This is a genomic window from Pseudomonas sp. COW5 (assembly GCF_026240005.1).
In the GTDB taxonomy this organism is placed as follows: Bacteria; Pseudomonadota; Gammaproteobacteria; order Pseudomonadales; family Pseudomonadaceae; genus Aquipseudomonas; species Aquipseudomonas kribbensis.
The window spans coordinates 1156234-1180264 of sequence record NZ_JAPHVP010000001.1 but is presented as its reverse complement, the minus strand read 5'-3'; the positions used below and the strand labels follow the sequence as shown (position 1 = coordinate 1180264).

At 61.5% G+C, this 24031-nt stretch carries 18 protein-coding genes; 10 read left to right on the top strand and 8 right to left on the bottom strand.

From position 1 onward, the window contains the following. The first annotated feature begins 147 nt into the window (after window positions 1–147). The 8 genes from lptF to pdxJ all read left to right on the top strand — a co-directional run bounded on the left by lptF (window position 148) and on the right by pdxJ (window position 8572). On the top strand, window positions 148–1269 hold the full coding sequence (gene lptF / locus OQ248_RS05445; protein WP_265812240.1) for an LPS export ABC transporter permease LptF: 1122 nt from the start codon (window positions 148–150) through the stop codon (window positions 1267–1269). Beyond that, a complete protein-coding gene (lptG, locus tag OQ248_RS05440) occupies window positions 1262–2323 on the top strand; it encodes an LPS export ABC transporter permease LptG (RefSeq protein WP_085711667.1) in 1062 nt (353 codons plus the stop codon). Before lptF ends, lptG begins: the two co-directional genes overlap by 8 nt. 173 nt (window positions 2324–2496) lie before the next feature. Then, window positions 2497–4293 carry a translation elongation factor 4 gene (gene lepA / locus OQ248_RS05435; RefSeq protein ID WP_085711666.1) on the top strand — a complete coding sequence of 599 codons (1797 nt, stop codon included), beginning with the start codon at window positions 2497–2499 and terminating at the stop codon, window positions 4291–4293. A 9-nt stretch (window positions 4294–4302) separates the two neighbouring features. Then, entirely contained in the window at window positions 4303–5157 is an 855-nt protein-coding gene (gene lepB, locus OQ248_RS05430) for a signal peptidase I (protein WP_065261873.1), read from the top strand. A gap of 182 nt (window positions 5158–5339) precedes the next feature. Then, on the top strand, window positions 5340–6029 hold the full coding sequence (gene rnc / locus OQ248_RS05425) for a ribonuclease III (RefSeq protein WP_085711665.1): 690 nt from the start codon (window positions 5340–5342) through the stop codon (window positions 6027–6029). Further along, window positions 6022–6924: a GTPase Era gene (gene era / locus OQ248_RS05420; protein WP_011332590.1), complete on the top strand. Its 903-nt coding sequence runs from the start codon at window positions 6022–6024 to the stop codon at window positions 6922–6924. The genes rnc and era overlap by 8 nt, the downstream gene beginning before the upstream one ends. 168 nt (window positions 6925–7092) lie before the next feature. Further along, window positions 7093–7782: a DNA repair protein RecO gene (gene recO, locus OQ248_RS05415; protein ID WP_265812239.1), complete on the top strand. Its 690-nt coding sequence runs from the start codon at window positions 7093–7095 to the stop codon at window positions 7780–7782. 46 nt (window positions 7783–7828) lie between these two features. Beyond that, entirely contained in the window at window positions 7829–8572 is a 744-nt protein-coding gene (pdxJ, locus tag OQ248_RS05410) for a pyridoxine 5'-phosphate synthase (protein ID WP_265812238.1), read from the top strand. 143 nt (window positions 8573–8715) lie between these two features. On the opposite strand, the gene mltF is transcribed toward pdxJ, so the two are convergent. Beyond that, window positions 8716–10176 (bottom strand): membrane-bound lytic murein transglycosylase MltF, encoded by a 1461-nt coding sequence (gene mltF, locus OQ248_RS05405; protein ID WP_085711664.1) that lies wholly within the window; start codon window positions 10174–10176, stop codon window positions 8716–8718. A gap of 285 nt (window positions 10177–10461) precedes the next feature. Here mltF and purL point away from each other — a divergent pair, with 285 nt between their 5' ends. Together purL and OQ248_RS05395 are read left to right on the top strand one after the other, a co-directional pair. Beyond that, window positions 10462–14358 (top strand): phosphoribosylformylglycinamidine synthase, encoded by a 3897-nt coding sequence (gene purL, locus OQ248_RS05400; protein WP_265812237.1) that lies wholly within the window; start codon window positions 10462–10464, stop codon window positions 14356–14358. Window positions 14359–14363: 5 nt separating this feature from the next. Continuing rightward, entirely contained in the window at window positions 14364–14675 is a 312-nt protein-coding gene (locus tag OQ248_RS05395) for a YqfO family protein (protein WP_265812236.1), read from the top strand. A 612-nt stretch (window positions 14676–15287) separates the two neighbouring features. On the opposite strand, the gene nagE is transcribed toward OQ248_RS05395, so the two are convergent. The 7 genes from nagE to OQ248_RS05360 form a co-directional block, all read right to left on the bottom strand. Continuing rightward, window positions 15288–17003 carry an N-acetylglucosamine-specific PTS transporter subunit IIBC gene (nagE, locus tag OQ248_RS05390; protein WP_265812235.1) on the bottom strand — a complete coding sequence of 572 codons (1716 nt, stop codon included), beginning with the start codon at window positions 17001–17003 and terminating at the stop codon, window positions 15288–15290. Window positions 17004–17026: 23 nt separating this feature from the next. After that, a complete protein-coding gene (ptsP, locus tag OQ248_RS05385) occupies window positions 17027–19540 on the bottom strand; it encodes a phosphoenolpyruvate--protein phosphotransferase (protein WP_265812234.1) in 2514 nt (837 codons plus the stop codon). A 35-nt stretch (window positions 19541–19575) separates the two neighbouring features. Continuing rightward, window positions 19576–20598, bottom strand: a complete 1023-nt coding sequence (locus tag OQ248_RS05380; RefSeq protein WP_265812233.1) for an SIS domain-containing protein — start codon at window positions 20596–20598, stop codon at window positions 19576–19578. After that, window positions 20579–21685: an N-acetylglucosamine-6-phosphate deacetylase gene (gene nagA, locus OQ248_RS05375; protein ID WP_265812232.1), complete on the bottom strand. Its 1107-nt coding sequence runs from the start codon at window positions 21683–21685 to the stop codon at window positions 20579–20581. Before nagA ends, OQ248_RS05380 begins: the two co-directional genes overlap by 20 nt. Window positions 21686–21714: 29 nt before the next feature. After that, window positions 21715–22446, bottom strand: a complete 732-nt coding sequence (locus tag OQ248_RS05370) for a GntR family transcriptional regulator (protein ID WP_007954613.1) — start codon at window positions 22444–22446, stop codon at window positions 21715–21717. A 330-nt stretch (window positions 22447–22776) separates the two neighbouring features. After that, a complete protein-coding gene (locus OQ248_RS05365; RefSeq protein WP_085711656.1) occupies window positions 22777–23292 on the bottom strand; it encodes a L,D-transpeptidase family protein in 516 nt (171 codons plus the stop codon). Between the two features lie 103 nt (window positions 23293–23395). Further along, window positions 23396–23947 (bottom strand): NUDIX hydrolase, encoded by a 552-nt coding sequence (locus OQ248_RS05360; protein ID WP_096819233.1) that lies wholly within the window; start codon window positions 23945–23947, stop codon window positions 23396–23398. Window positions 23948–24031: the final 84 nt, after the last annotated feature.

Here is a 24031-nt window from a genome sequence, read left to right as displayed (position 1 = left end):
ATTGCACGCTTGCGTGAGTGTGCGCAGTGACAGGCGCCCTCAATCACAGGATAATGCCGCATCTTTTTTCGACGGCTCTGCCTTGCGGGCCTGTCGATACGTTTGCTTGTTTGGCCGCCTTAGCCTGACAACCCTGGAGTGTCTGGTTTGATCGTCTTCCGTTATCTGTCCCGCGAAGTCCTGTTGACCCTGAGTGCGGTAAGCGCCGTGCTGCTGGTCATCATCATGAGCGGTCGCTTCATCAAATACCTTGCCCAGGCCGCTGCGGGCCAGCTCGATCCGGGATCGCTGTTCCTGATCATGGGCTACCGTCTGCCGGGTTTCATGCAGTTGATCCTGCCACTGGGCCTGTTCCTCGGGATCCTTCTGGCGTACGGCCGGTTGTATCTGGAAAGCGAAATGACCGTGCTGTCGGCCACTGGCATGAGCCAGCAGCGCCTGTTCCGCATGACGCTGTTCCCGGCCACGCTGGTGGCACTGGTGGTGGCCTGGCTCAGCCTGAGCCTGGCCCCGCAAGGCGCCAACCAGTTCCAGCTGCTGCTGAACAAGCAGGACGCCCTGACCGAGTTCGATACCCTGGAGCCGGGCCGTTTCCAGGCGTTGCGCGACGGCACGCGGGTGACCTACACCGAAACCCTGAGCGATGACCGGGTCAACCTGGGCAGCGTGTTCATCTCGCAGAAAAACCTCGGCGCCAATCAGGCGGATCGCGGGATTTCCGTGCTGGTGGCCGAAAAAGGCAGGCAGGAAGTCCGTCCTGACGGCAACCGTTACCTGATCCTGCACAACGGCTACCGCTACGACGGCAGCCCGGGACTGGCCAACTACCGTGCCATCCATTACGAAACCTATGGCGTGCTGCTGCCAAAGCCGGATGTCAGCGAGGAAGTCACCGATCGTGACGCAATGCCGACCTCGACCCTGATGGCCAGCGATGACATCCGTGCGAAAACCGAACTGCAATGGCGCCTGTCGCTGCCGCTGCTGGTATTTATCGTGACCCTGATGGCGGTGCCGCTGTCGCGGGTCAATCCGCGCCAGGGGCGCTTCCTCAAGTTGCTGCCGGCGATTCTTCTTTATATGGCTTACCTGACCATCCTGATTGCCGCCCGCGGCGCCCTCGAAAAAGGCAAGATTCCGGCGAGCCTGGGTCTGTGGTGGGTGCATGCGATCTTCCTGGCCATCGGTATCGGCCTGCTGTACTGGGAACCGCTGCGCCTGAAAATGGCCAGCCGTCGCAGCGCTGCGCTGGAGGTGGCCCGTGGTTAAACTCGACCGCTACATCGGCAGCAGCGTATTCATCGCGATCATCGCGGTGCTGGCGATCATTCTTGGCCTGGCCACCCTGTTTGCCTTCATCGACGAGATGGGTGACGTCAGCGAAACCTACACACTGGTCGATGTGCTGAGCTTTGTATTGCTGACCGCACCGCGCCGGCTCTACGACATGCTGCCGATGGCGGCGCTGATCGGCTGTTTGATCGGCCTAGGTAGTCTGGCAAGCAGCAGTGAACTGACCGTGATGCGCGCGGCAGGTGTGTCCATCGGGCGCATCGTCTGGGCGGTGATGAAGCCGATGCTGGTGCTGATGCTGGCCGGCGTGCTGATCGGTGAATACGTTGCCCCGGCCACCGAGAGCATGGCCCAGGCCAATCGCTCGCTGGCACAGGGCAGCGGCGACGCGCAGAGCGCCAAGCACGGCATGTGGCACCGTCAGGGTGACGAGTTCATCCATATCAACGCCGTTCAACCCGATGGCCTGCTGTATGGCGTGACCCGCTATCACTTCGACAAGGAGCGTCACCTGCAGAGTTCGAGCTTCGCCAAGCGCGCCGAGTTCGATGGCAAACGCTGGCAGCTCACCGATATCACTACCACGCTGTTCCACGAGCGCAGCACCGAAGTCGTCAACAAACCGACAGAAGACTGGGATGTTTCCATCAGTCCGGAACTGTTGAACACCGTGGTCATGGCACCGGAAGCGCTGTCGATCAGCGGCCTGTGGGGTTATATCCATTACCTGGCGGATCAGGGGCTGAGCAATGGCCGTTACTGGCTGGCGTTTTGGGTCAAGGTGTTGCAGCCGCTGGTGACCGCTGCGCTGGTGCTGATGGCGATCTCCTTCATTTTCGGCCCGTTGCGTTCGGTGACCCTGGGGCAGCGAGTGTTCACCGGTGTGCTGGTGGGGTTCACCTTCCGGATCGTCCAGGATCTGCTGGGTCCATCCAGCCTGGTGTTCGGCTTCTCGCCGCTGTTCGCGGTGCTGGTACCGGCCGGCGTCTGTGCACTGGCGGGTGTCTGGTTGCTGCGTCGAGCCGGTTGATGAACAAGGTTTCACCCTGGCTTCAACCTTGAAAAACGCCCCGGTCGCCAGACCGGGGCGTTTTTGCATGCAATCCGGGTGACAGGCGAACGTGACGCTTGCGCCGTGTATCAGGTACAATTCCCGGCTATTTTTCGGCGGGCCAAGCCTGCAGCCTTTTTGAGTGTTGATCCGTGAGTGATTTGAGTCATATCCGCAATTTCTCCATCATCGCCCACATTGACCATGGCAAGTCGACGCTGGCTGACCGATTCATCCAGATGTGCGGTGGCCTGGCCGAGCGTGAAATGGAAGCCCAGGTACTGGATTCCATGGAGCTGGAGCGCGAACGCGGGATCACCATCAAGGCCCACAGCGTTACCCTCTATTACAAGGCCAAAGACGGCGTTACCTACCAGCTGAACTTTATTGACACCCCGGGCCACGTCGACTTCACCTACGAAGTCAGCCGTTCCCTGGCCGCGTGTGAAGGTGCCTTGCTGGTGGTCGACGCGGGTCAGGGCGTAGAAGCCCAGTCCGTGGCCAACTGCTACACCGCGATCGAGCAGGGCCTGGAGGTCATGCCGGTACTGAACAAGATCGACCTGCCGCAGGCCGAGCCTGACCGCGTCAAGGACGAGATCGAAAAGATCATCGGCATCGACGCCACCGACGCCGTCACCTGCAGCGCCAAGACCGGCCTGGGTGTCGACGAAGTGCTCGAGCGTCTGGTCGCCACCATTCCTGCGCCGACCGGCAACATCGAAGATCCGCTGCAAGCGTTGATCATCGACTCCTGGTTCGACAACTACCTGGGCGTTGTCTCCCTGGTACGCGTGCGTCATGGCCGCGTGAAGAAGGGCGACAAGATCCTGGTGAAGTCCACCGGCAAGGTGCACCTGGTCGACAGCGTCGGTGTTTTCAACCCGAAACACACCGCCACCGCTGACCTGAAGGCCGGCGAAGTGGGCTTCATCATCGCCAGCATCAAGGACATTCACGGTGCGCCGGTCGGTGACACACTGACCCTCAGCTCCACCCCGGACGTTGAAGTGCTGCCAGGCTTCAAACGCATCCAGCCACAGGTTTACGCCGGTCTGTTCCCGGTCAGCTCCGACGACTTCGAGGATTTCCGCGAAGCGCTGCAGAAGCTGACCCTGAACGACTCGTCGCTGCAGTACACCCCGGAAAGCTCCGACGCCCTGGGCTTCGGCTTCCGTTGCGGCTTCCTCGGCATGCTGCACATGGAAATCATCCAGGAGCGCCTGGAGCGCGAATACGACCTGGACCTGATCACCACGGCGCCGACGGTAATCTTCGAACTGGTGCTGAAAACCGGTGAAACGATTTACGTCGACAACCCGTCGAAGCTGCCGGACGTGTCGTCCATCGAAGACATGCGCGAGCCGATCGTGCGGGCCAACATCCTGGTGCCGCAGGAGCACCTGGGCAACGTCATCACCCTGTGCATCGAAAAACGCGGTGTCCAGGTCGACATGCTGTTCCTCGGCAATCAGGTCCAGGTGACCTACGACCTGCCGATGAACGAAGTGGTCCTCGACTTCTTCGACCGTCTGAAATCCACCAGCCGCGGCTATGCTTCGCTGGACTACCATTTCGATCGTTACCAATCGGCTAATCTGGTGAAACTGGACGTGCTGATCAACGGCGACAAGGTCGATGCCCTGGCGTTGATCGTGCACCGTGACAATTCGCACTTCAAAGGTCGCCAGCTGACCGAGAAGATGAAAGAACTGATTCCTCGTCAGATGTTCGACGTGGCCATCCAGGCCGCCATTGGCGGTCAGATCGTCGCCCGGACAACCGTCAAGGCGCTCAGAAAGAACGTATTGGCCAAATGCTACGGCGGTGACGTCAGTCGTAAGAAGAAACTGCTCGAGAAGCAAAAGGCCGGTAAGAAACGCATGAAGCAGGTCGGCAACGTGGAAATTCCACAAGAAGCCTTCCTTGCTGTGCTCAGGTTGGAATAGTCAGGTCCTATGTCACTAAATTTCCCGCTGTTGCTGGTTATCGCCGTGTTCGTCTGCGGCCTGTTGGCGTTGCTCGATCTGTTGATCCTGGCACCGCGTCGGCGCGCCGCCATCGCTTCCTATCAGGGCAGCGTCAGCCAGCCTGATGTGCTGGTGGTGGAGAAGCTGAACAAGGAGCCGCTGCTGGTCGAATACGGCAAGTCGTTCTTCCCGGTGCTGTTCATCGTGCTGGTGCTGCGTTCGTTCCTGGTGGAACCGTTCCAGATTCCGTCCGGCTCGATGAAACCGACCCTGGACGTCGGCGACTTCATTCTGGTGAACAAGTTTTCTTACGGGATCCGCCTGCCGGTGATCGACAAGAAAGTCATCGAAGTCGGTGATCCGCAACGCGGCGACGTGATGGTGTTCCGCTACCCGAGCGACCCGAACGTCAACTACATCAAGCGTGTGGTTGGCCTGCCGGGCGACACGGTGCGTTACACCGCCGACAAGCGTCTGTTCGTCAATGGCGAGTCGATTGCCGAGCAACTGGTCGGCTCCGAGCCGGGCACCCTCGGCAGCGCGGAGCTCTACAAAGAAAAACTCGGCGCCGCCGAGCACCTGATCCGCAAGGAAATGAGCCGCTACCGCGCCACGCCGGACCATACCTGGACCGTGCCGGCCGGGCACTACTTCATGATGGGCGACAACCGCGACAACTCGAACGACAGTCGCTACTGGGATGACCCGAACATTCCCAAGGATCTGCTGGGCATGGTTCCCGACCAGAACATCGTCGGCAAGGCCTTCGCGGTCTGGATGAGCTGGCCGGAACCGAAACTCAGCCACCTGCCGAATTTCTCGCGGGTCGGCCTGATCAAGTAAACAATCACGGCGCTGTTGACCACAGCGCCGAATGCATTTCTGGCGTCGGCACAACCGGCTCCGGGGCATGAAGCCACGATATTCAGGACGTCATTTTTGAACACAGCGTTAATTGTCCCAGGCCTGCGCCGTATCCCGGCGATGGCGGTGGAATCCAGCCACGAACTCAGCGTGGTCAAACCGTGAGCGTTTCTCTCAGCCGTCTCGAGCGTCAGCTCGGTTACACCTTCAAGGACCAGGAACTGATGGTCCTGGCCCTCACGCACCGCAGTTTTGCCGGACGCAACAACGAGCGCCTGGAGTTCCTCGGCGATGCGATCCTCAACTTCGTCGCCGGTGAAGCCCTGTTCGAGCGCTTCCCGCTGGCCCGCGAAGGCCAGTTGTCGCGTCTGCGCGCACGTCTGGTGAAAGGCGAGACCCTGGCAGTATTGGCCCGTGGTTTCGATCTGGGCGAATACCTGCGTCTTGGTTCCGGTGAGCTGAAAAGCGGCGGTTTCCGTCGCGAGTCGATTCTGGCCGATGCCCTGGAAGCGCTGATCGGCGCGATCTATCTCGATGCCGGCATGGAAGTCGCCCGCGAGCGCGTCCTGGCCTGGCTGGCCGGCGAGTTCGAAGGTCTGACGCTGGTTGACACCAACAAGGATCCGAAGACCCGCCTGCAGGAATTCCTGCAATCGCGCGGCTGCGAGCTGCCACGCTACGAAGTCGTGGATATCCAGGGCGAGCCGCACTGCCGTACCTTCTTCGTCGAGTGCGAAGTTGTCCTATTGAATGAAAAAAGCCGGGGTCAGGGTGTGAGCCGTCGCATTGCCGAACAGGTAGCGGCCGCCGCAGCACTGATTGCCCTGGGTGTGGAGAATGGCAATGACTGATACAAACGCAACTCGCTGTGGCTACGTTGCCATCGTCGGCCGTCCGAACGTGGGCAAGTCCACGCTGCTGAACCACATCCTCGGCCAGAAGCTCGCGATCACCTCGCGCAAGCCGCAGACCACTCGCCACAACATGCTCGGGATCAAGACCGAAGGCGACGTGCAGGCGATCTACGTCGACACCCCCGGCATGCACAAGGGCGGTGAAAAGGCCCTGAACCGCTACATGAACAAGACCGCCTCGGCAGCGTTGAAAGACGTTGACGTGGTGATCTTCGTGGTCGACCGCACCAAGTGGACCGAAGAAGACCAGATGGTCCTGGAGCGCGTGCAGTACGTGACCGGCCCGCTGATCGTCGCACTGAACAAGACCGACCGCATCGAGGACAAGGCCGAGCTGATGCCGCACCTGTCCTGGTTGCAGGAACAGCTGCCGAACGCGCAGATCATTCCGATCTCGGCGCAACAGGGGCACAACCTCGACGCGCTGGAAAAGGTCATCGCCGATCACCTGCCGGAGAACGATCACTTCTTCCCGGAAGACCAGATCACCGACCGCAGCAGCCGCTTCCTAGCAGCCGAACTGGTTCGCGAGAAGATCATGCGCCAGCTCGGCGCCGAACTGCCATACCAGATCACCGTGGAAATCGAAGAGTTCAAGCAGCAGGGTGCAACACTGCACATCCATGCGTTGATCCTCGTCGAGCGTGACGGCCAGAAAAAAATCATCATTGGCGACAAGGGCGAGCGCATCAAGCGCATCGGCACCGAGGCGCGCAAGGACATGGAGCTACTGTTCGACTCCAAGATCATGCTCAACCTGTGGGTCAAGGTGAAAGGCGGCTGGTCCGATGACGAGCGCGCGCTGCGTTCGCTGGGTTACGGCGACCTGTAACACCGGTTTTTTGCGACATCAAAGAACCCCCTGTGGGAGCGGGCTTGCCCGCGAATGCGCAGTATCAGTCGACATATACTTTGACTGATTCACCGCTTTCGCGAGCAAGCCCGCTCCCACAGTAGTTTTGGGTTGTGTTTAAAACTGCATTTCGTCATCGAGAATTCAATGTCGCAAAGCCCACCTCCCGCCCAACCCGCCTACGTCCTGCACTCCCGCGCCTACCGCGAAACCAGTGCATTGGTGGACTTCCTCACGCCGCAAGGTCGGCTGCGGGCAGTGTTGCGCAGCGCGCGGGGCAAGGCCGGAACGCTGGCGCGACCATTCGTGCCGCTGGAAGTGGAATTTCGCGGCAAGGGCGAGTTGAAGAACGTCGGGCGTATGGAGAGTGTTGGTAACGCGACCTGGATGGTTGGCGAGGCGCTGTTCAGCGGTCTCTATCTCAACGAATTGCTGATCCGCCTGCTGCCGGCCGAGGATCCACATCCGGCGGTGTTCGATCATTACGCCGCCACGCTGCTGGCCCTCGCCGAAGGCCGGCCACTGGAACCTCTGCTGCGTTCCTTCGAATGGCGCCTGCTCGACGACCTCGGTTATGGCTTCTCCCTGAGCACCGATATCAATGACGAGCCCATCGCTGCGGACGGCCTCTATCGCTTGCAAGTGGACGCCGGACTCGAGCGGGTCTACCTGCTGCAACCCGGTTTGTTCAACGGCACCGAACTGCTGGCCATGGCTGAAGCGGACTGGTCGGCCCCGGGCGCGTTGTCCGCCGCCAAACGCTTGATGCGCCAGGCACTTGCTGTTCACCTTGGCGGTCGCCCCCTCGTCAGTCGCGAGCTGTTTCGCAAACCGTAGCCCCGTGTATGCTGTGCGCCGAATCTTTCCCTTCAGGAGCGCATCCGTGACCACCAGCAATCGCATTCTTCTTGGCGTGAACATCGACCACGTCGCCACCCTGCGTCAGGCTCGGGGCACACGCTATCCGGATCCGGTCAAGGCTGCGCTGGACGCGGAAGAGGCGGGCGCCGACGGCATCACCGTGCACCTGCGTGAGGACCGTCGCCATATCCAGGAGCGCGACGTACTGTTGCTCAAGGATGTGCTGCAAACCCGCATGAACTTCGAAATGGGCGTCACCGAAGAAATGATGGCGTTCGCCGAGCGCATCCGTCCGGCGCACATCTGCCTGGTACCGGAAACCCGTCAGGAGCTGACCACCGAAGGCGGTCTGGACGTGGCGGGGCAGGAGGAGCGGATCAAGGCTGCGGTGGAGCGTCTGTCGACGATCGGCAGCGAAGTGTCGCTGTTCATCGACGCTGACGAGCGGCAGATCGCTGCCTCGAAACGGGTCGGCGCTCCAGCTATCGAGCTGCACACCGGGCGTTACGCTGATGCCGAAACGCCGACCGAAGTGGCTGAAGAGCTCAAGCGTGTGGCGGACGGCGTGGCGTTTGGTCTGGCCCAGGGCCTGATCGTCAATGCCGGTCACGGTCTGCACTATCACAACGTTGAAGCCGTGGCGGCGATCAAGGGCATCAACGAACTGAACATCGGTCACGCGCTGGTGGCGCATGCGTTGTTCGTCGGCTTCAAGTCGGCGGTTTCGGAGATGAAGGCGTTGATTCTGGCAGCCGCAAAGGCCTAAACATCTACACAAAATAATGTGGGAGCGGGCTTGCTCGCGAAAGCAATCTGACAGCCAACGTAGTCGTTGAATGTTGAACCGCTTTCGCGAGCAAGTCGGATTGCCGCATCACCGCCCCCACATTTGATTTAGGGGTGGCTGGACTAAAGTGGCGGGTTTTCCTGCGCCGGTTTGGACTTGTCGATCCCCGGCACATGCAGATTGCCTTCGGCGACCTGATCGCCCTCAAGCTGCGGCTGGGTCACCCAGGTCAGGATGTCGTAGTAGCGACGGATGTTCGCCACGAAATGCACCGGTTCGCCGCCACGGGCGTAGCCATAGCGGGTCTTGCTGTACCACTGCTTCTGCGACAGGCGTGGCAGCATCTTCTTCACATCCAGCCACTTGTCCGGATTCAGGCCTTCCCGGGACGCCAGTTTGCGCGCGTCATCCAGGTGACCGCTGCCGACGTTGTAGGCAGCCAGTGCAAACCACGTACGATCCGGCTCCTGGATCGAGTCATCCAGTTGATCCTTCATGTAGGCCAGGTACTTCGCGCCGCCCATGATGCTCTGCTTCGGATCGAGGCGGTTGGACACGCCCATGGCCTGTGCAGTGTTCTGGGTCAGCATCATCAGGCCGCGCACGCCGGTCTTCGAAGTGACGGCCGGTTGCCACAGCGATTCCTGATAACCGATGGCCGCGAGCAGGCGCCAGTCGACTTTCTCTTTCTTGGCGTAGGTCTTGAAGTGCTGTTCGTACTTGGGCAGGCGCTGCTGCAAATGCTGGGCGAAGGTCGTGGCGCCCATGTAGCCGAGGACGTCGACGTGGCCATAGTAGCGGTCCTTCAGGCGTTGCAGGGTGCCGTTCTTCTGCACCTTGTCCAGATAACTGTTGATCTCGTTGAGCAGGCTGTTGTCTTCACCGGCGGCCACGGCCCAGCTCTGGCTGCGGGCATCGCCGAGGTCGAAGGCGACGCGGATGTTGGTGAAGTACACCTGGTTCATCGCCACTTCGTTGGAATCGACCAGGGTCAGGTCGATCTGGCCTTCATCGACCATGCGCAGCAGGTCGACCACCTCGACGGCGTCGGACTCTTCGTATTCGATCCCGGGATATTTCTGTTTCAGCTCGGCGAGCTGGTCGGCGTGGGTGCTGCCCTTGAGCACCATGATCTTTTTGCCGACCAGTTCACTGGCGTCGGTCGGCCGGGACTGGCCGTTGCGATAGATGATCTGCGGGGTGACTTCGAGGTAGGAATGGGAGAAGCGCACCTGCTTCTTGCGCTGTTCACTGCTGACCAGACCCGCGGCAGCCAGTACCGGGCCGTTGGGCTTGCCGATCTGGTCGAACAGGTCGTCGAGGTTGTCGGCGGTCTCGATCTTCAGCTCCACCCCCAAATCGTCGGCGAAGCGCTTCACCAGCTCGTATTCGAAGCCGGTCTCGCCGCTGCGATCCTGAAAGTAGGTGGCGGGGCTGTTACGGGTGATCACCCGCAGCACACCATCCTCCTTTACGCGCTCGAGTGTGTTGGGTTTATCAACACAGCCACTGAGCATCAGGAAGAGTCCGGTAGCGATCAGCCATTTGGCGTACCGCGGACGCAAAGCCGTTGGGGAAAACATGTGCGCAGTATACGCAAAGCGCAACGGGCGCCATATCTCGACAGTGGAGGGGTAGTCTGCTAGCGATTGAAAAAGCGCCCGCAACCCCGCAGGAATGGGGCCGGACAGCATTTTGTGACAGAAAAAATAAGCTGTTGTCCCGCAGGCTCCAAATCTGACTTCAGAGGCAGAAACACAGATTGAGGTCCGAGTGCAACCGTGCGTAGCGTTTCGGGTGATGTTGAGGGCGGTTTAGGCTAGAATGCACGGCCTCAAAGCACACCCCTTCCCGAGGCTGTCCCGAAGATGTTGATCCTGCGCGGCGCTCCTGCCCTTTCTGCCTTTCGCCACAGCAAACTCCTTGAGCAACTGAGCCAGAAGGTTCCAGCTGTCAGTGGCCTGTATGCTGAATTCGCTCACTTCGCCGAAGTCACCGGCGTCCTGACCGGCGACGAACAGCAGGTGCTTGCGCGCCTTCTGAAGTACGGTCCAAGCGTTCCGGTTCAAGAGCCGACCGGTCGTCTGTTCCTGGTGTTGCCGCGTTTCGGCACCATCTCGCCATGGTCGAGCAAGGCCAGCGACATCGCCCGCAATTGCGGCCTGAGCAAGATCCAGCGCCTGGAGCGCGGTATCGCGTTCTATGTGGCCGGTCAGTTCAGCGACGCTCAGGCGCAGCAGATCGCGGACGTACTGCATGACCGCATGACCCAGATCGTTCTGGGCAACCTCGAACAGGCTGCCGGTCTGTTCAGCCACGCCGAACCGAAGCCGCTGACCGCCATCGACATCCTTGGCGGTGGCCGCGCCGCGCTGGAGAAGGCCAACGTCGAGCTGGGCCTGGCCCTGGCCGAAGACGAGATCGACTATCTGGTCAACGCCTTCAACGGTCTCAAGCGCAACCCGCACGACATCGAACTGATGATGTTCGCCCAGGCCAACTCCGAGCACTGCCGTCACAAGATCTTCAACGCCAGTTGGGATATTGACGGCGAGAGCCAGGAAAAAAGCCTGTTCGGCATGATCAAGAACACCTATCAGATGCACAGCGAAGGCGTGCTGTCCGCTTACAAGGACAACGCTTCGGTGATCGTCGGCAACGTTGCCGGCCGCTTCTTCCCGGATCCGGAAACCCGCCAGTACGGCGCGGTGCAGGAGCCGGTGCACATCCTGATGAAGGTCGAAACCCACAACCACCCGACCGCGATCGCTCCGTTCCCGGGCGCGTCCACCGGTTCCGGCGGCGAGATCCGCGACGAAGGCGCAACCGGCCGTGGCGCCAAGCCGAAGGCCGGTCTGACCGGTTTCACCGTGTCGAACCTGCAGATCCCGGGCTTCGAACAGCCGTGGGAAGTGCCGTACGGCAAGCCTGAGCGCATCGTCAACGCGCTGGACATCATGATCGAAGGCCCGCTGGGCGGCGCCGCGTTCAACAACGAATTCGGTCGTCCGGCCCTGACCGGCTACTTCCGTACCTTCGAACAGTCGATCACCACTCCGCACGGTGATGAAGTTCGCGGTTACCACAAGCCGATCATGCTGGCTGGCGGCATGGGCAACATCCGTGAAGAGCACGTCAAGAAAGGCGAGATCGTCGTCGGCTCCAAGCTGATCGTCCTCGGCGGCCCGGCGATGCTGATCGGTCTGGGCGGCGGCGCTGCCTCCTCCATGGCCACCGGCACCAGCTCGGCGGATCTGGACTTCGCTTCGGTTCAGCGTGAAAACCCTGAAATGGAGCGTCGCTGCCAGGAAGTCATCGACCGTTGCTGGCAGCTCGGCGACAAGAACCCGATCAGCTTTATCCACGACGTGGGCGCGGGCGGTCTGTCCAACGCCTTCCCGGAGCTGGTCAACGACGGCGACCGCGGTGGCCGTTTCGAACTGCGCAACATTCCAAACGACGAGCCGGGCATGGCCCCGCACGAAATCTGGTCCAACGAATCCCAGGAGCGTTACGTTCTGGCAGTCGGCCCGGCCGACTTCGAGCGCTTCAAGGCCATCTGCGAACGCGAGCGTTGCCCGTTTGCCGTCGTCGGTGAAGCCACCGCCGAGCCGCAGCTTACTGTCACGGATAGCCACTTCGGCAACAACCCTGTGGACATGCCACTGGAAGTGTTGCTGGGCAAGGCGCCGCGCATGCACCGTTCGGTGGTTCGCGAAGCCGAGCTGGGCGATGACTTCGATCCGTCGAACCTCGACATCGCCGACTCCATCGAGCGCGTCCTGCATCACCCGGCCGTGGCGAGCAAAAGCTTCCTGATCACCATCGGCGACCGCACCATCACCGGCCTCGTGGCCCGTGACCAGATGGTCGGCCCATGGCAGGTTCCGGTGGCCGACGTGGCCGTCACCGCCACCAGCTTCGACGTCTACACCGGTGAAGCGATGGCGATGGGCGAGCGCACTCCGCTGGCGCTGCTGGACGCTCCGGCGTCGGGCCGCATGGCCATCGGCGAAACCCTGACCAACATTGCGGCCTCGCGCATCAACAAGCTCTCCGACATCAAACTGTCGGCGAACTGGATGTCCGCTGCTGGCCACCCGGGTGAAGACGCGCGTCTGTACGACACCGTGAAAGCGGTCGGCATGGAACTGTGCCCAGAGCTGGGCCTGACCATTCCGGTGGGCAAGGACTCCATGTCCATGGCCACTCGCTGGAACGACAACGGCGAAGACAAGACCGTGACCTCGCCGATGTCCCTGATCGTGACCGGTTTCGCGCCAGTGGCTGACATCCGTCAGACCCTGACCCCGGAACTGCGCATGGACAAGGGCACCACCGACCTGATCCTGATCGACCTCGGCCGCGGCCAGAACCGCATGGGCGCCTCGATCCTCGCGCAGGTTCACGGCAAGCTTGGCAAACAGGCTCCGGACGTCGACGACGCCGAAGACCTGAAAGCCTTCTTCGCCGTGATCCAGGGTCTCAACTCCGACGGTCACCTGCTGGCGTACCACGACCGCTCCGACGGTGGTCTGCTGACCTCCGTGGTGGAAATGGCCTTCGCTGGCCACTGCGGCCTGAGCCTGAACCTCGACAGCGTTGCGGAAAACGCCGCTGAAATCGCCGCCATCCTGTTCAACGAAGAACTGGGTGCGGTGATTCAGGTTCGCCAGGACGCCACCCCGGACATCCTCGCGCAATTCAGCGCGGCCGGTCTGGGCGACTGCGTTTCCGTGATCGGTCAGCCGATCAACAACGGCCAGATCAACATCACCTTCAACGGTGACACCGTGTTCGAAGGCCAGCGTCGTCTGCTGCAGCGTCAGTGGGCCGAGACCAGCTACCAGATCCAGCGTCTGCGCGACAACGCCGACTGCGCCCAACAGGAATTCGACGTCCTGCTGGAAGAAGACAATCCGGGCCTGAGCGTCAAGCTGAGCTACGACGTCAACCAGGACATCGCCGCGCCTTACATCAAGAAAGGCATTCGCCCACAGGTTGCCGTGCTGCGTGAGCAGGGCGTCAACGGTCAGGTGGAAATGGCGGCGGCGTTTGATCGCGCCGGTTTCAACGCGATCGACGTGCATATGAGCGACATTCTGGCCGGCCGTGTCGACCTGAACGAGTTCAAAGGTCTGGTGGCCTGCGGTGGTTTCTCCTACGGCGACGTACTCGGCGCCGGTGAAGGCTGGGCCAAGTCCGCGCTGTTCAACAGCCGTGCCCGCGATGCGTTCCAGGGCTTCTTCGAGCGTAACGACAGCTTCACCCTCGGCGTGTGCAACGGTTGCCAGATGATGTCCAACCTGCACGAGCTGATCCCGGGCAGCGAGTTCTGGCCGCACTTCGTGCGCAACCGCTCCGAGCAGTTCGAAGCGCGCGTGGCGATGGTGCAGATCCAGGAATCGAACTCGATCTTCCTGCAGGGCATGGCCGGTTCGCGCATGCCGATCGCCATCGCTCACGGTGAAGGCCATGCCGAATTCGAAAGCGAAGAGGCACTGCTCGAAGCCGATCTGTCCGGTTGCGTGGCGATGCGTTTCGTCGACAACCACGGCAAGGTCACCGAAGCCTACCCGGCCAACCCGAACGGCTCGCCGCGCGGGATCACCGGCCTCACCAGCCGCGATGGTCGCGTAACGATCATGATGCCGCACCCGGAGCGTGTGTTCCGTGCCGTGCAGAACTCGTGGCGTTCGGAAGACTGGAACGAAGACGCTCCTTGGATGCGCATGTTCCGTAACGCTCGTGTGTGGGTGAACTAAGCGCTGTGTACAAGCTCGCTTTTTTTGTTCCCGACAGTCATGTCGAGGTGGTCAAGGACGCTGTATTCGCTGCCGGTGGCGGGCGGATCGGTGACTATGACCACTGTGCGTGGCAGGTGCTTGGTCTGGGCCAGTTTCGACCTCTGGACGGCAGTCAGCCGTTCATTGGTGAGGCGGGGCGGGTTGAGCGGGTCGAGGAGTGGAAGGTTGAGCTTGTCGTTGGTGATGAGTTGATTCGTGGGGTGGTGGGGGCTTTGAAGGCCAGCCATCCTTACGAGACGCCGGCTTATGAGGTTTGGCGGTTGGAGGATTTTTGATCTTCCTTGGCTGCTGAAATGAAAACCCGCTGAGAGTGATTTCAGCGGGTTTTTTGGTTTTTGGGGTTTGGGATTGGGTGAATATCCGTTTCTTCGGGTGTTGCGGATTATGGTTCCGCCCTTACGGCGGGTCACTTTTGACAAACGCCTCAAAAGTAACCAAAAAGGCTTGCCCCTGCGTTCGGCGCCTCGCTGTGGCTCGGCGTTCCTTCGTTCCGGGATTCATCCGGGGGCATCGCCTACGGTTTGCTTCGCTGCACCTCCTCTCGATGCATGCGGCTGCGCCGCACGGTCGCTGCGCTCCCACCCCCGGATAAATCCCTCCACTCAGCCTGCCGATGGGGCCAAAAGATCAAGAGCCTTACTCGAGCTAACGCTCATTGTGTTGAGTGGTGGAAGCCAAAGCCAAAGCCAAAGCTAAAAGATCAAAGCTGGAGAGGAGTTGCATACGTTTTAAAACCCGAGTTCACCTCGGTATTTCACGTCGGCGTACCTCCCCAAAACAACTCGGTCAGTCCCCTCTCCCTTTGGGAGAGGGTTAGGGTGAGGGGGATTCTGAGTCCGTACAAAGATGCGTCAAATCACCTCTCACCCATCGATTCAGTGGTAGCCCTAAACCTTCGCACTCACCTCACTCCGATTAACCAACCCCTCCAACGCCGCACTCAAGCTCTGCGCCCGCTCGCCCACCAGCAAGTGCCACACGCCATCTTCCAGCGCGCTCACACCCAGACATCCAAGCTCTTTCAATCGGCTTTCCGACAGCGCCTTGCCATCGGCCAGTTGCAGGCGAATCCGGCTCATGGCGATACAGTCCAGTTGCAGCACGTTGTCGCTGCCGCCCAGGGCGCTCAGCCATTGCTGTGCCAGCGGTGTGGCGACTGCAATCGGTTCGCTGGTTTCGATGACCGCAACAGGAGCAGCCACTACGGCCTGGCCCAATGCGGGCATCGCCAAGCGGATTTCGTCGGCAATGCTGTCGGCCATTGGCCCGACAACCACCTGCAAACTCCCACCCTTGCCCGGACGCACAACGGCCATGGCGCCCAGCGCTTTCAAATCGGCATCGGAGGCTTTGTTGCGATCGACCATTTCCAGTCGCAGACGCGTGGTGCATGCGCCAACAGTCACCAGATTCTCTGCGCCACCGAGTGCCTTGATGTATGCGCCGGCACGCTCGTTTTCGGCAAGAACCGCTTTGTCGGCGGTGGCAACGTCTTCACGCCCCGGAGTCTTCAGGTTGAAGCGGCGGATACAGAAATCGAACACCGCGTAGTAGATGACCGCATAGGCCAGGCCCACCGGAATCACCAGCCAGCCATTGGTGGACTTGCCCCAGCCGAGCACCATGTCGATGAAACCGCCGGAGAAGGTGAAGCCCAGATGAATGTTCAGCGCGTTGGTGATCGCCATCGACAGGCCGGTCAGCAGCGCATGCACCAGATACAGCAGCGGTGCGAGGAACATGAAGGCGAATTCGATTGGCTCGGTGACGCCGGTCAGGAACGAGGTCAGGGCCATCGACAGGAAGATCCCGCCCATCACCTTGCGCCGTTCCGGCAGGGCGTTGCGGTACATTGCCAGGCAGGCGGCGGGGAGGCCGAAGATCATCATCGGGAACATGCCGGTCATGAACTGGCCGCCTTTCGGATCGCCGGCGAAGTAACGCGACAGGTCGCCGGTGACGAGGGCGCCGGTGGTCGGGTCCGTGAAGTTGCCGAACACGAACCACGCCATGTTGTTGAGGATGTGGTGCAGGCCGGTGACGATCAGCAGGCGGTTGAATACGCCGAAGACGAAGGCGCCGAAGCTGCCGCTTTCCATCATCAGGCTGCCGAAGCTGTTGATGCCGTGCTGGATCGGCGGCCAGATGTAGCCGAACACCACGCCCAGGCCCACTGCGGCAAAACCAGTGACGATCGGCACGAAACGCCGGCCGCCGAAGAACGCGAGGTATTCCGGCAGTTTGATGTCCTTGAAGCGGTTGTACAGCGCGCCGGCCATCAGGCCGCTGACGATCCCGGCGAGCATGCCCATGTTGATGCTGGCGTCGAGTACCTTCAGCGTGGAGATCATCACCAGGTAACCGATCACCCCGGCCAGGCCGGCGGTGCCGTTGTTATCCTTGGCGAAACCGACCGCGATGCCGATTGCGAAGATCATCGCCAGGTTGGCGAAGATCACCTGACCGGCGTCGTGGATGATCGCGATGTTCAAGAGGTCGGTATCGCCCAGGCGCAGCAGCAGGCCGGCAATCGGCAGGATCGCGATCGGCAGCATCAGCGCCCGGCCGAGGCGTTGCAAGCCTTCGATGAAGAGTTGGTACATGGCGTTTGTCCTTGTTGTTTTTGTTAGCGCAGAGGCCAATGTTGATGACAGGCATGACGCACCGCGGCGGCGCTGCTCAGCTTGAGCAAGTCCCGGGCGAGGCGTTGGCATTCGGCTTCGTGCAACTGGCGCACGCGATCCTTGATTTCACCAATTTGTACCGGGCTCACCGAGAGTTCGGTCACGCCCAGGCCGATCAACACCGGCGTCGCCAGCGGATCCGAAGCCAGGGCGCCACAGACGCCGACCCAACGTTTATGCACCGCCGCGCCTTCGCAGGTCATGGCGATCAGGCGCAGCAGCGCCGGATGCAAGGCATCGACCCGTGCGGCGAGGCCGGCGTGGTCGCGGTCCATGGCCAGGGTGTATTGCGACAGGTCGTTGGTGCCGATGGACAGGAAGTCCGCGTGTTCGGCCAATTGTTCGGCTTGTAGCGCGGCGGCCGGGACTTCGATCATCACGCCGATTTCCGGACGTTGATTGATGCCCAGTTCCAGACACAACGCATCGACCCGCTGGCGGATGTGCAGCAGTTCGTCGACCTCGGTGACCATCGGCAGCAGGATCCGGCAGCGCTGTAATGGACTCATTTGCAGCAGGGCACGCAGTTGCTGATCGAGGATTTCCGGACGGGCCTGGGCCAGGCGAATACCGCGCAGACCGAGCACCGGGTTGGCCTCCACTGGCAGCGGCAGATAGTCGAGCTGTTTGTCGCCACCGACGTCAATGGTGCGGATGATCACCGATTTGTCGCCCATGGCATCGATCACCGCTTGATAGGCGGCGCGTTGCTCTTCGACGTCCGGAGCGGTGTGGCGATCAACGAACAGGAACTCGGTGCGCAGCAGGCCGACGCCATCGGCGCCATTGGCAAACGCATCCGCCGCTTCATGGCTGGAGGCGACGTTGGCGACCACTTCGATGGCCACGCCATTGCGGGTTTGGGCCGGCAGATGGGCTTTGGCTTGCTGTGCATCGCGACGTTGCTGACGGTCGATTTGCGCTTGTTGGACTTCGGCCAGACGCTCGGTGTTCGGTGTCAGTTCGAGGCGTCCGCCGTCGGCGTCGAGCACCACCGATTGGCCTTGCGTTTGATCGAGCAGCGCCGAGCCCAGTGCGACCATGCACGGCAGGCCTTTGCCACGGGCCAGAATCGCCACGTGTGACGTTGCACCACCCTCGGCCATGCACAGCCCGGCGACACCTTGCGCGCTCAGTTGCAGCAGGTCCGAGGGGGTCAATTCGTGGGCGGCGACGATGGCGCCGGCCGGCACTTCGTAATGCCAGGCTTCGCCGAGCAGGGCGCGCAGAACCCGTTGTTTCAAATCGCGCAGATCGTTGGCACGCTCGGCGAGCAACGGGCTGCCGGTGTTTTGCAGCACTTCGCATTGCGTGTCGATGGACTGGCTCCAGGCGTGAGTCGCCGCAGTGCCGGTTTCAATCGATTGCTGTGCGGCGTCGAGCAGGGCCGGGTCTTCCAGCAGCGCCAAGTGCGCGGCGAAGATTGCTTCTTCGTCGGCATTACGCTGTTTTTTCGCCTGGGCGAGGGTGCCGTTGATTTCGCTGCGAACCTGATTCAGCGCCGTGTCGAGGATCTGCAATTGTTGCTCGGGCTGATGATTGCCGGCGTCCGCCGGCAGGCTGATCGCGTTCAGGCGAAACAACGGCCCGCCGACCAGACCCGGTGCAGCGCACACACCGTGCAACACGCCGGCCTCGGCCGGGCGATTGCGTGGTGCAGAAACAACCGGCGCGGCAGCGTGGTGATCGTCGGGCAGGGCGGTGGCCATTGCGTTGAGCAAGGCTTGCAGCGCCGCTTGCGCATCGGAACCCTGGCAACTGACTTGCACTTCGTCCTGCTCGCCAATCGCCAGGCCCATCAAACCGATGAGGCTGTTGCACGGTGCCGACTTGCCGGCGAAATGCAGCTGCGACTGACTCTTGAAACCTTGTGCCGTCTGGCGAATCAACGCCGCCGGACGAGCATGCAGACCGCCACGATGAGCGACCCGCACATGACCGTGAACTTCAGGGCCACCGGATTCTTCCGCGTTCGCCGCCGTGCCGTGACGGGCGACGATGTGCAGCAGCGGTTCGCCGACCTTCACCGTTTTCAGAGTGATGGGCCGCGCCTGAAAGTCCTGGCTGTTGGTCAGGATCAACAGGCTGACCAGGCTTTTGCACTGACGGCCGACCTTGTCCAGGTCATAGCGCAGCAATGGCTGGCCACTGCTGACCCGGGTGCCTTCCTTGACCAGCATCGAGAAACCTTCGCCCTGCAACTCGACGGTGTCGAGCCCCAGGTGCAGGAGGATTTCCGCGCCGTTGTCGGCACGCACGGTCAGGGCGTGGCCGGTGCGGGCGACATGGATCACCACGCCGGCGCAAGGCGAGTACAGGGTGTCGTTCAGCGGATCGATGGCAATGCCGTCGCCCATCGCGCCGCTGGCGAACACCGCGTCCGGAACTTTGGCGAGCGTGAGCACCGGGCCGCTGAGCGGGGCGCTTAAAGTCAGCTCTTTATTGTTGTTGTGCATGGCTCGGTCTCATCAGGAAAACGTTCGGTTCGGACTCAGTGCGTACGGGTGACTTTGCTCAGGTGGCGCGGCTGATCCGGGTCCATGCCACGGGCCACGGCCAGGTTGGCGGCCATCACATAGAAACTCTGGATCGCCAGGATCGGGTCGAGTGCCGGGTGTTCGGCACGGCTCAGGGTCAGGTCGCGTTCGAGCACATCATCCGGCGCCGCCAGCAGTACACGGGCACCACGCTGACGCATTTCCGCCGCCAGGCTCAGCAGACCGGCCTGCTCGGCGCCGCGTGGGGCAAACACCAGCAAAGGGTAGTTGGCGTCGATCAGGGCCATCGGGCCGTGACGCACTTCGGCGCTGCTGAAGGCTTCGGCCTGGATGGCCGAGGTTTCCTTGAATTTCAGCGCGGCTTCCTGGGCGATGGCAAAACCGGCGCCACGGCCGATCACCATCAGACGTTCGCAATCGCGCAGGGCGTCGATGGCCAGGCTCCAGTCCTGTTGCGCGGCTTCGCGCAAGCCGGCAGGCAAGGCGTTATGCGCCTCCAGCAATTCGCTGTCTTCTTTCCAGTGCGCGATCAGGCGGGCACTGGCGCTGAGGGTGGCGATGAAACTCTTGGTCGCGGCGACGCTGCTTTCGGTGCCGGCCAGCAGCGGCAGGCTGAACTCGCATGCGGCCTCCAGCGGCGAGTCGGAGGCGTTGACCATCGACACACTCAAGGCGCCGCGCTTGCGCAGCAGACGCAGGCTGTTGACCAGATCCGGGCTCTGCCCCGATTGGGAAAACGCGAACGCGACCTGACCGCTGACCTTCAACGGCGCCTGTTGCATGGTCACCACCGACATCGGCAGCGACGCCACCGGAATCCCCAGTTGCTGCATGGTCAGGTAGGCGAAGTAGCTCGCCGCATGATCGGAACTGCCACGGGCGACAGTCATCGCCACTTGCGGCGGCTGACGGCGCAGGCGCCCGGCGATCTCGATCATCGAAGCATCGAGCTGTTGCAGTTGGGCTTGCACGGCCTCGAACGAGGACAGCGCCTCCTCAAGCATTTTTGAAGTCAATGTCTTCTCCTTCGACCATGACGGCGGTCAGTGTGAGTGAGCGATCCAGCCGCACGCAGTCGGCCCAGGCGCCAGGTGCAAGGCGCCCGCGTTCGGTGATGCCGAGGTAGTCGGCGGGGAATTGCGAAAGACGTTGCGAGGCCTCGGCGATCGGCAGACCGATCTTCACCAGATTGCGCAAAGCCTGATCCATGGTCAGGGTGCTACCGGCCAGCGTGCCGTCCGGCAGGCGCACGCCGCCCAGGCATTTGGTGACGGTGTGGCTGCCGAGCTTGTACTCGCCGTCGGGCATGCCGGCGGCGGCGGTCGAATCGGTGACGCAGTACAGGCACGGGATCGAACGCAGGGCCACGCGGATCGCGCCGGGGTGTACGTGCAGCAAGTCCGGAATCAGCTCGGCGAATTTGGCGTGGGCGAGGGCGGCACCGACGATGCCCGGTTCGCGGTGATGCAGCGGGCTCATGGCGTTGTACAGGTGAGTGAAACTGGTGGCGCCGGCTTCGAGAGCAGCGACGCCTTCCTCGTAACTGCCGAGGGTGTGGCCGATCTGCATGCGGATGCCACGGCGGCTCAGTTCACGAATCAAACCGTCGTGACCGGCGATTTCCGGGGCGATGGTGATCACCCGGATCGGCGCCAGTGCCAGATACTCTTCGACTTCGGCCATCAATGCGGTGTGGGCGAAGTTCGGCTGCGCACCGAGTTTGCCGGGATTGATGTACGGACCTTCGAGGTGAACGCCGAGGACCCGGGCGGCGTCTTTCGGACGCTGCTCACAGAATTCGCCGACATCCTTGAGCACGCTGGCAATCTCGGCACTCGGCGCGGTCATGGTGGTGGCCAACAGCGAGGTGGTGCCGAAACGCACGTGGGTCCGGGTGATGGTCTCGAAGGCGCTGGTGCCTTCCATGATGTCTTTGCCGCCACCGCCGTGAACGTGCAGGTCGATGAAACCCGGTAGCAGGTAAGGCAGGTCGTTGTCCGCCGGATCGCAGGGCACGCCTTCGATGGACACGACTCTGCCGTGTTCGTGGATCAGCCGGCCGCGAATCCAGCCGTCAGCGGTGAGGATGTTGTCTTCGGACATTCGCTTCTCTCGTTTGGCCTGGCTGCCGGTCAGCGGCGCAGCTCTGCAACAAAGTCGTAGTAGTCGTTGCGGCAATAGGTGTCGGTGACTTCGATCGGCGTGTTGTCTTCCAGGTAGCCGACCCGGGTCATCAGCAGCATCGCGGTGCCGGGGGCGATGCCGACCAGCGCGGCGAACTCGTCCGAGGCGTTGATCGCCTGGATGTGCTGTAAGGCGCGCACGATCGGCTTGCCGATGCTGTCGAGGTGTTCGTAGAGGGAATCGCCCACCACTTGCGGCTTGGGCATGATCGAGGCGGGCAGGGTGCTCATCTCGATGGCCATCACCGTGTCGTCGGCCTTGCGCAGGCGTTTCATGCGCGCGACCTTGTCGTTCGGCGACAGGCCGAGGCGGATCAATTCTTCGTGGGTGGGCAGGGTGATTTCCCGCTCGAGCCATTGCGAGCTGGGCACGAAACCCTTGAGACGGAGCATTTCGCTGAAGCCCGACAGACGTGACAGCGGTTGTTCAAGGCGCGGAGTGATGAAGGTGCCGGAGCCTTGCAGGCGGCGGATCAAACCTTGATCGAGCAGGACTTCCAGCGCTTTGCGCGCGGTGACTCGGGAAATCCCCAGCATTTCGCTGAGATTGCGCTCCGACGGCATCGCCTGTTCGGCTTTCCACTGGCCGGCATGAATCGCCGCTTCCAGGTTGCGCGCCAGTTGCAGGTACAGCGGCGTCGGCTGGGAGTCGTCAGGGCGCAGGGCGTGGAGATCGTTCATGCAGGCACTTCCGGAGCTGATATTGGATTGTTGTCGCTCGCTGTTTCGGCGAAAACTAATACCACTTGAATACCATGTCAACGCAGCGGAAAGGCCTGTAGGCCTTTTGGATCGGGTGTTTGAGAACGGGTGGTTTCAAGTGGTATTAGAGGTGGGTGCTGGAACGCAAAAGATCGCAGTCTGCGGCAGTTCCAGTGGGTGAAAGTGGTATCACCGTTCCGGCGTTGCCGCAGGCTGCGATCTTTTGCATTTATTTTTTTGCGGGCGACCAATGGTCAGGGGAAAGGGCCGCTTCGCGGCCCGGAGAGAGCAGGTGCCCTGGTGACAGAATCAGGGGCGGATTTCGATCATCGTGCCGTCCGGCACCAGGTTCCAGACTTCGCGCATGTCGACGTTGCGCATGGCGATGCAGCCGTCGGTCCAGTCGAGGGTGTGGAACAGGTTTTCCGGGTTCTCTGCGGAGTCCGGCGTGCCGTGGATCATGATCATGCCGCCAGGCTCGACGCCTTCGCGGCGGGCGCGGGCGGAGTCGCTGATGTTCGGGTAGGAGATGTGCATCGACAGGTTGAATTTGTCGCTGGTCTTGCGCCAGTCGATCCAATAGAAACCTTCGGGTGTGCGCTTGTCGCCTTCAATCAGTTTCGGACCTTTCTTCGCGCCCTTGCCCAGGGAAATGCGATAGCTCTTGAGCGGTTTGCCGTCGGCGATCAACTGCAGTTGATGAGCCGATTTGAGTACCAGTATTTTTTCGATGAGCGGGGTGTTCGAAGGCGTCACGGTGGTCACGAACGACGCTTGGGAGACGGTGACGAACGACAGGCAAAACAGGGCAAGCAACCAGCGCATTGAAACGATTCCCCAGAAGGTGATGCAGATAATTTATTTATAGATCTTATGCAGGCGCTGTCGCGGGCTGCGCACGCGGGTTATCGGCCGGCTGGCGCTGAAATCAAGTGATGGCCGGCTGAGCGAGCGGCGGAATCGATTCCGAGCGCACGGGGTAAGTCTCGGCGCGGCGGTCAGCGAAGAAGCATTCTAAGGTACGGCCCACTGTGCGGAAAGCCAGCTCGTCCCATGGAATCTGCGCTTCGTCGAACAGTTGCACTTCGAGGCTTTCGGGGCCGGCGGAAAAATCCAGATCTGCGAGTTCGGCGCGAAAGAACACATGTACCTGGCTGATGTGTGGCACGTCGATCAGGGTGTAGATGCTCAGGTTGCGTACCCGGGCGCAGGCTTCTTCGGCGGTTTCGCGGATGGCGGCCTGCTCGATGGTCTCGCCGTTCTCCATGAACCCGGCGGGCAGCGTCCAGTAACCGAGGCGTGGTTCGATGGCGCGGCGGCAGAGCAGGACTTTACTGCCCCAGGTCGCCACACAGCCGGCCACGATATTGGGGTTCTGGTAGTGAATGGTCTGACAGCTGTCGCAGACAAATCGCAGCCGCGAGTCGCCTTCGGGAATGCGCTGGGTCACCGGGTTGCCGCACTGGCTGCAAAATTTCATGCTGGGGTTCCTGAATGCTGCGCCTATCTTGGCGTGCAGCGGTGTCAGTCGGCAAGTTGTCGTTTCGCGACATGACCCCTGTTC